We start from the raw sequence: 5,028 nt of genomic DNA on the forward strand, positions 1-5,028 counted from the left end.
GCGGGGCACGACGAGACCGGCGGCGGTGCGCAACTCCCCCTCGGCGAGCATGACCGTCGCCCGGATCAGCGCGAGCATCTGGTCCGAGGCGGCGCTGCTCGGACCGGTCACGTCGATGAGCCCTATCAGCTCACCCGAACCGGGGTCGTGCACGGGGGCCGCCGCGCAGCTCCACTCGTGGGCCATCTCGAGGTAGTGCTCGGATCCGCGGACCCGGACCTCGGTGTCGTGCCTGAGCGCGAGGCCCGGTGCGTTGGCCCCGACCGCCTCGTCCGTCCAGACGGCCCCGGGGACGAACGCCATCGACTCGGCTCGTGACCTGACCCCCCGATCCCCGATCACCCGCAGCAGCCGCCCGCGCTCGTCCGCGACGGCGACGATGTGTCCGCTCGACACGACGCCCGGGACGAGGACGGACTCGACCACCGGCAGCACCGACGCCATCCGGTGTTGCGCCACGTGGCGGGAGAGGTCCGGACCCTCCAGCTCGACCGACGGCGCGGCCACCGTGGGGTCGATGCCCCGATGCCTGCTGCGCTCCCACGACTCGGCCACCAGCAGGCTCGCCGTGGATCCCGTGCCCCCGAACATGTCGCCAGTGTAACCCGTATCACAGTATCGGCGATTTCGAACCTGACGCGCCCCTCATAAACGGATCCAAATAGACCGTGCTGGAGACGCACGGCGGCGAACCCTCTACACTTGCCAGTGATACAGGCCACACATGACCTAAGGATCGCAATGACGACCGAGTTCGCCACCCCTCCCGCCACCAAGTCCTTCCCCGTCGAGAACCTCGGCCGGCTCGTGTTCAAGAACGCGGAGGAGGCGCCGAACGACGTCGCGGTACTGCGACTCGTCGGAACCGACTGGACAGAGGTCACCTGCGCCCAGTACCTCCAGGAGGTCAAGGGGGTCGCCAAAGGCCTGATCGCCCGGGGCGTCCAGCCCGGCGACCGCCTGGCCATCATGAGCCACACCCGCTACGAGTGGTCGCTCATCGCCTGGGCCGCGTGGGCGGTCGGCGCCGTCACCGTCCCGATCTACGAGACCTCCTCCTCGGGCCAGTGCGACTGGATCCTCACCGACTCCGGCGCCACCTTCGCCGTGGTCGAGGATCTCGAACTCCGCGAGGTGCTGACGTCCGGCACCGAGTGGAGCGGCGACATCATGGTCATCGAGAACGACCTGGTCGCCCAGCTCACCGCCGCCGGCGCCGACATCTCCGACGAGCAGGTCGAGCAGGCCTCGCTGGCGATGGGCCACGAGGACAGGTGCGCCATCATCTACACCTCGGGCACGACGGGCAACCCCAAGGGTTGCGAGATCCTGCACGGCGGGTTCGGTGGCGTCGTGGTGGCCGTCGAGCAGCAGCTCCAGGACGCGTTCGTCCCCAACAGCCGCACCCTGATCTTCCTGCCGCTGGCCCACGTCCTGGCCCGAATCCTCGAGGTGGCGTGCTTCTACAAGCGCGTCGCCGTGGCCCACGAGCCCGACACCACCAAGGTCGTCGAGCGGCTGTCGGAGGTCCACCCGACCTTCCTCGTGTCGGTCCCGCGCGTGCTCGAGAAGGTCTACAACTCCGCGGCGGGCAAGGCGGAGGCCGCCGGCGGCGCCAAGGCCAAGATCTTCAAGGCCGCGGTGCAGACCGCGATCGACTACTCCACGGCCATCGAGGGCGGCGGGAAGCCGTCCGCGGGCCTGGCGCTCAAGCAGAAGCTGTTCTCCAAGCTCGTCTACTCGAAGCTGCACGAGGCCCTGGGCGGCGAGTGCAACCGCATCATCTCCGGTGGCGGCCCCCTGGGCGCCCGTCTGGGCCACTTCTACCGCGGCGCCGGCTTCGACCTCCTCGAGGGCTACGGCCTCACCGAGTCCTCGGGCGTGCTGACCGTCAACCCGATCGGCCAGGCGAAGATCGGCACGGTGGGTCGGCCGATCCCGGGCGTGACCATCCGGATCGCCGAGGACGGCGAGATCCTGGCCAAGGCCAAGACCCTGTTCAAGGGCTACTGGCAGAACCCGAAGGCCAACGAGGAGGCCTGGACCGGCGAGTGGTACCACACGGGCGACATCGGGCAGCTCGACTCGGACGGTTACCTGTCGATCACCGGCCGCAAGAAGGACCTCATCGTCACCGCCGGTGGCAAGAACGTCTCACCCTCCCAGATGGAGGACCTGCTCTCGGCCGACCCGCTGATCAGCCAGGCCGTGGTGGTGGGTGACAACCGCAACTACATCGCGGCACTGGTCACCATCGACCAGGAGACCTTCCCGGCGTGGCGGGACAAGCACGGCAAGACCGGCGAGGTGGAGGACCTGCTCCAGGACGGTGACCTGGTCGGCGCGATCCAGGACGCCGTGGACCAGGCCAACAAGTCCGTCTCCCGTGCCGAGTCGATCCGCAAGTTCAAGATCCTCGCGGCGGAGTTCTCGGTGGAGAGCGGCGAGCTCACCCCGACGCTCAAGCTCAAGCGCAACGTGGTGCACGACCGCTTCGGCAGCGAGATCGAGGCCCTGTACTCCGGCAACTGACACCCCGACCGCCGGCGCCCGGACCCCACCGCGGGGTACGGGCGCCGCGGCGTTTTTCGGGGCCGGCCGAATTCGCCCGGGCCCGGTCCGGACGGTGGCGGGATCACGTACACTGACCGATAGACAGATCGGTTCATTCTGCAGAACGGAACTCACCAATGGCGAAGATCTACTCCGACATCACCGAGACCATCGGCCACACGCCCCTGGTCCGCCTCAACTCCCTGACCGACGGCCTGGGCGCCACCGTGTTGGCCAAGCTCGAATCCGCCAACCCGGCCGCCAGCGTCAAGGACCGCATCGGCGCCGCGATCATCGACGACGCGGTCGCCTCCGGCGCCCTCAAGCCCGGCGGCACCATCGTCGAGGGCACCTCCGGTAACACCGGTATCGCACTGTCCATGGTCGCGTCCGCACGCGGGTTCAAGGCCGTCCTGGTCATGCCCGACACCATGTCGGTCGAGCGCCGCGCCGTCATGCGCGCCTACGGGGCCGAGCTCATCCTCACCCCGGGCTCCGAGGGCATGAAGGGCGCGGTGGCCAAGGCCGAGGAGATCGCCAACACCCGCGAGAACGCCGTTCTCGCCCGACAGTTCGCCAACCCGGCCAACCCGGACGTGCACCGTCGGACCAGCGGCCCCGAGGTCTGGGAGGACACCGACGGAGAGGTCGACATCTTCGTGGCCGGCATCGGGACCGGCGGCACCATCACCGGCGCCGGCGGCTACCTCCGCGAGCAGAAGCCGGACATAAAGATCGTGGCCGTCGAGCCCAAGGACTCCCCGCTTCTCACCGAGGGCAAGGCCGGGCCGCACAAGATCCAGGGCCTCGGCGCCAACTTCGTCCCCGAGATCCTCAACCGCGAGATCTACGACGAGGTCATCGACGTCACCCTCGACGACTCGCTGCGGATCGCCAAGCGCCTGGGCAGCGAGGAGGGCATCCTCGCCGGCATCTCCTCCGGCGCCAACGTGTGGGCCGCGCTCGAACTGGCCAAGCGCCCGGAGAACGCCGGCAAGACCATCGTGGTGATCGTGTGCGACTACGGCGAGCGCTACGTGTCCACCATGCTGTTCGAGGACTACCGCGACTGATGACCGACCCGACTCCGTCGACCGCGGACGCGCCCGCGGCGGGGATCCTGCGCACCCTGCGCGAGGACCTCGCCGCGGCGCGTGCCCACGACCCGGCGGCCCGGGGAGATGTCGAGAACGCGATCGTCTACTCCGGGCTGCACGCGATCTGGTCCCACCGCCTCTCCCATCGCCTGTGGGTGGCCGGCGGGGCCGGCCGGTTCGCGGCCCGCGTCCTGAGCCAGTTCACCCGGTTCCTCACCGGGATCGAGATCCATCCCGGTGCCACCATCGGTCGACGGTTCTTCATCGACCACGGGATGGGTGTGGTCATCGGGGAGACCGCGGAGATCGGTGACGACTGCATGCTGTACCACGGGGTCACCCTGGGCGGTGTCTCGCTCAAGCAGGTCAAGCGCCACCCCACCCTGGGCGACCGCGTGACCGTGGGGGCCGGGGCCAAGATCCTGGGCCCCGTCGAGATCGGCTCGGACTCCTCGGTCGGCGCCAACGCCGTCGTGGTCAAGGACGCCCCGGCGAACTCGATCATCGTGGGCGTACCGGGCGTCGCCACGCCGGCCAAGGAGTCGAAGGAGGAGTTGCGCGACGCGCAGTTCTACATCGATCCCGCCATCTACATCTGACCCTCGCCACTCCGGTCTCCCCGACGACGCTCCTGATCGCGTCGGCGGGGTGGCCTGAGTCGTCTCGTGAGGGTTAGGATCGCCGTCATCGCACCGGCAGGATCGAGGTGACCGGCACCGTGACGCAGATGCGAGCCTGGGTGGTCCGCGAACCGGGCCCCCTGGCGGAGTCGCCCCTGGACTTCGTCGACACGCCCGTTCCCGAGCCCGGGCCGGGAGAGGTCCTGCTCCGCGTTCTCACGTGCGGGGTCTGCCGCACCGATCTTCACGTCGCCACGGGTGACCTCCCGGTCCGACGACCGCGGGTGGTGCCCGGCCACGAGATCGTCGGAGAGGTGGTGGGTTCGGGACCCGGGTGCGTCCGGTTCCTCACCGGTGACCGGGTGGGCGTCCCCTGGCTGCGGGGCACCTGCGGGAGTTGCGGTGCCTGCCGGTCCGGACGGGAGAACCTGTGCGCGCGGTCCCGCTACACCGGATGGGATGCCGACGGCGGCTACGCGGAGTTCACGACGGTCCCCGAGGCGTTCGCCTACGCCCTTCCCGACGGGATCGACGACCTCTCGGCCGCGCCGCTGCTGTGCGCGGGCATCATCGGTTACCGTGCGCTCAAGCGTGCGGCGCTCCCGCCGGGCGGCAGGCTGGGCGTCTACGGCTTCGGCGGTTCCGCTCATCTCACCGCGCAACTCGCTCTCGCGCAGGGGGCAGAGGTCCACGTGCTCACCCGGGGCGAGGGCGCGCGCCGGTTGGCACTCGAGCTCGGCGCGGCCTCGGCCGGGGAC

General features: G+C 69.6%; 5 protein-coding genes. 4 read left to right on the plus strand and 1 reads right to left on the minus strand.

Translation table 11 applies throughout. The features are described from left to right. Nucleotides 1-591, minus strand: a 591-nt coding sequence (locus tag G6019_RS10310) for a GAF domain-containing protein (RefSeq protein WP_375539757.1), incomplete at its 3' end; no start/stop codon positions are given. Nucleotides 592-741: 150 nt separating this feature from the next. Here G6019_RS10310 and G6019_RS10315 point away from each other — a divergent pair. From G6019_RS10315 to G6019_RS10330, 4 genes are all read left to right on the plus strand, one after another. Beyond that, complete coding sequence (locus G6019_RS10315; protein WP_107755404.1) at nucleotides 742-2,532, plus strand: AMP-dependent synthetase/ligase; 1,791 nt, start codon at nucleotides 742-744, stop codon at nucleotides 2,530-2,532. Nucleotides 2,533-2,690: 158 nt separating this feature from the next. Beyond that, complete coding sequence (gene cysK, locus G6019_RS10320) at nucleotides 2,691-3,626, plus strand: cysteine synthase A (RefSeq protein ID WP_182612380.1); 936 nt, start codon at nucleotides 2,691-2,693, stop codon at nucleotides 3,624-3,626. Continuing rightward, nucleotides 3,626-4,249, plus strand: coding sequence for a serine O-acetyltransferase EpsC (epsC, locus tag G6019_RS10325; protein WP_182612379.1), 624 nt, complete (start codon nucleotides 3,626-3,628; stop codon nucleotides 4,247-4,249). Before cysK ends, epsC begins: the two co-directional genes overlap by 1 nt. A 128-nt stretch (nucleotides 4,250-4,377) precedes the next feature. Further along, the coding region (locus tag G6019_RS10330; protein ID WP_182627524.1) for a zinc-binding alcohol dehydrogenase family protein at nucleotides 4,378-5,028 on the plus strand (651 nt) is incomplete at its 3' end.

The sequence above is a fragment of the Dietzia sp. DQ12-76 genome (assembly GCF_014145045.1).
Classification (GTDB): domain Bacteria; phylum Actinomycetota; class Actinomycetes; order Mycobacteriales; family Mycobacteriaceae; genus Dietzia.